The organism is Streptomyces sp. NPDC002619 (assembly GCF_042889305.1).
GTDB lineage: Bacteria > Actinomycetota > Actinomycetes > Streptomycetales > Streptomycetaceae > Streptomyces.
On the sequence record NZ_JBIAQV010000142.1, the window covers coordinates 1 to 2,083 of the forward strand.

The window sequence follows — 2,083 nt, forward strand, 5'->3', positions numbered from 1 at the left end:
GCGTTCCTCGGGATCGTGCGGGCCGGCGCGGCCTACGTCCCCGTCGACCCGTCCAACCCCGCCGAGCGCCGCCGGCTCATCGTGCGGGACAGCGCGGCCCGATCCCGCCATCGCCGACGACGAACTTGCCCTCGCGCAGCCGTTGCTGACCGGGCTCGACTTGCGGGCCATCACCCTCAGCACGCGGATCGCCACCCTCGTACGCGATGCGGGGAGGGGCGACGCGGACGTGGATGACCGAGCCCGCGTGCTGCGGGCCGAGGCCGATGTCGCAGGCATCAGGTCGCCCGGGCTATGCTCGAACTCGCCCTCGGTTTCCATCACTCGGTTCGCGACGAGCGCGACCAAGTGGAGATCGTCCTGACGCGACTGCACGAGCTGACCCGTGGCGACGGCTACGCGTGCTACTCCGACATCGTGTCGTTCATGGTTGACCTGCCGACCCAGGCTGAACGGCCGTCTCCGGTTCGATGGCTCGGCGGTGAGGCGGCCACTCGCGACCGATGGCGCGGGCTGGTCACCACGGGCCGGGTTCGCCCGCAGGCGGCGCTGTAGGACGGCGCAGCGACTTGACCTACAGGTCGAGAACAGCGCGAAGCGCGTTGTCGATGAGCGTCTGCTGCTCGAGGCCGATGTTGCCGTGCAGAGTGGCGGCCTCGAAGCGGGCCGCGGAGAGCTGGAGCAGGTTGACGGCAACCACCGAGGCGTCGACCGGGGAGGTCAGCCGCACGCTCATTGCCGTGTCCGGGTGTGCGGCCGGGGCGTGTAGCACCAGGGCGACCACCGCGCCATACGCCTCCGCGAGTCCGTCGAGGCTGACGACGAGCACGGTACGCACGCCCTTGCCGGTGTCGACGTCGAAGACATCGCCCTTGCGGATCGTCACAGGGCGTCGCCCTCGCCCTCGAGGTCGAGCGGTTCGCTCGTGGCCAGCTTGCGGCCGGCATCGAGTGTCATCTGCCGACGCACAGCTTTGAGGATGTAGTCGTTCAGCGACGGAGCGCCGGCCGCGGCGTCGCGGAGCTGCTTGTCCATAGCATCGGGGATTCGCAACGTGATGGCAGTCATGACACCAAATCTAGTGGCATAGTGCCGTCATCGCAGCCCTCCCTGTACAGCAGGAGACGTGACACTTCTCGCAGTCAGGTCAAGCAGCTGGTCGGAGAGGGTTGCGGCGACGGCGCGGGTCCATGCGGGAATCCGGGTGTGATTCACCGACGGTCCACCAACGGTGATCGCAATGTTGTCCGGCTGCGTGGCCCGGGCTGGATCAACATCGGCTGGAGAAGTCGAATGCAAGGACTGCCGCAGCGAGATCCCTGCACGTGATCCCGGCCCCGAAGGGCCGTCCGAGCACTAGCTCACCCGGGAAGAGCCGGACACGAGGTCGTCACAAGGAGGCCGTTCCTCAGGATTGTCGGGGCGAGCCGTCGCTGTCGAAGACGTAGACGTGCGGCGCGAATGCCCTGACCGCCGACTCCACGCGGGAACGCTCAACCCGCCACAGCCCCATACCCCGGCGCGCGAGGACGGTCCCCCGGAACGCCCGGACGAACTCCGGTGCGACCTGACGAGCCAGGTACTCGTCGAGGAGACGGACGGCAGGTGAGTCGGGGCGTCCCCACCGGGCGGCCGCCCCGGCCCGGTGCCGCACACCGATGTACGGCATCCGGCCGAACCGGCCGACAGACTCGGTCCACAACTCCACGGATGCCACGTCCGGCCAGCCGAAGCGTTCGGCCCGGAGCCCGAACGGTGTGCCCCCGAGCGTCACGCCCTCCGGGCCGGCACGAAAGGCCACCGGGCGGCTGAAGGCCAGCAGCGCCGTGAGGGCCAGGCACACCAGCCCGGCCGCACCGAGTATGGCCTGCGCCCACACGGGGCCGCCCGGCGCCAGGGGGGACACGGCGAGGAACAGGAACACCGAAGCCCACGTCACCGTACGGCGGTTCCAGCCGTAGCGGACCTCGTAGGCCGCGCCCGCGTCGTCCATCCCTGTTCTCGGCAGGGGACGCCCGGCTTCAGCCGGGTGGGGAATGCCGTCCTTGGACCTGCGTTGCGGAGCGACGCAGCGTCGCTCCGC

Annotated in this window: 5 protein-coding genes; 1 reads left to right on the plus strand and 4 read right to left on the minus strand. The window is 69.7% G+C overall.

Features of this window, described 5'->3' with window-relative positions:
* The coding region (locus ACFYXB_RS45840; protein WP_389591444.1) for a hypothetical protein at positions 1-195 on the minus strand (195 nt) is incomplete at its 3' end.
* Positions 196-294: 99 nt separating this feature from the next.
* Between ACFYXB_RS45840 and ACFYXB_RS45845 the strand changes: the two genes are divergently transcribed.
* Entirely contained in the window at positions 295-555 is a 261-nt protein-coding gene (locus tag ACFYXB_RS45845; RefSeq protein ID WP_389591446.1) for a hypothetical protein, read from the plus strand.
* A 19-nt stretch (positions 556-574) separates the two neighbouring features.
* Here the strand turns inward: ACFYXB_RS45845 and ACFYXB_RS45850 are convergent, their stop codons facing one another.
* From ACFYXB_RS45850 to ACFYXB_RS45860, 3 genes are all read right to left on the minus strand, one after another.
* On the minus strand, positions 575-886 hold the full coding sequence (locus tag ACFYXB_RS45850) for a hypothetical protein (RefSeq protein ID WP_389591447.1): 312 nt from the start codon (positions 884-886) through the stop codon (positions 575-577).
* On the minus strand, positions 883-1,068 hold the full coding sequence (locus ACFYXB_RS45855; RefSeq protein ID WP_388506891.1) for a hypothetical protein: 186 nt from the start codon (positions 1,066-1,068) through the stop codon (positions 883-885). The genes ACFYXB_RS45850 and ACFYXB_RS45855 overlap by 4 nt, the downstream gene beginning before the upstream one ends.
* Positions 1,069-1,408: 340 nt before the next feature.
* Positions 1,409-2,083: hypothetical protein (locus ACFYXB_RS45860; RefSeq protein ID WP_389591448.1), on the minus strand; the 675-nt coding region annotated here is incomplete at its 5' end.